At 48.5% G+C, this 719-nt stretch carries 1 protein-coding gene; it reads right to left on the minus strand.

Annotated features, from left to right (window positions below; all coding sequences use genetic code 11):
• Positions 1-719: HAD-IC family P-type ATPase (locus tag ACYVTD_RS14995; RefSeq protein WP_461248512.1), on the minus strand; the 719-nt coding region annotated here is incomplete at both ends.

Here is a 719-nt window from a genome sequence, read left to right on the forward strand (position 1 = left end):
ACATCCTCGCCCATCTGCACGAGGGCTATCTCTGTCGGGTCGCCTATTTCAAGCGTCGCGTCGTTACAAAGCACGAACCCGTTGATAAAATCGCTATGACGAGCATAATCCAGTTTTTCTGCAGGAAACAGCGCGTTATTATAATAGCATTCTCTAACCGTCATCTTGTTTTGCGTTAATGTGCCTGTTTTGTCCGAGCATACAACCGAAACAGCGCCAAGCGTCTCAACGCTAGGCAGGCGACGCACAATTGTATTAACCTGAGCAAGCCGGCGGACACCAAGGGCGAGCACAATCGTCACAATCGCTGGCAACCCTTCAGGCACGGCGGCAACTGCCAAAGAGATAGCTGTTAATAACATCTCCCTGAAATCTCTATGCTGGAAGACACCGACCAAAAACAGCGCGATACAAATTGCAACAGCGGCGATTCCTAAAACCTTTCCCAAATCCGCCAAACGTTTTTGCAATGGCGTCGATTCCTCTTCGGCGTTCTCAAGCATTGTGGCTATCTTTCCTATTTCTGTATCCATGCCTGTCGCAATAACCTCGCCGACACCGCGCCCGTATGACACATTGGTCGACATAAATGCACAGTTTATCCTGTCGCCTAACGGGGCATTATCTGCAATTTTTGCATTTGAATCTTTCTCCACAGGCATGCTCTCGCCCGTCAAAGCCGATTCTTCGATTTTTAAGTTTGCAGATTCCATCAAAAG

Source organism: Treponema sp. R6D11 (assembly GCF_054786075.1).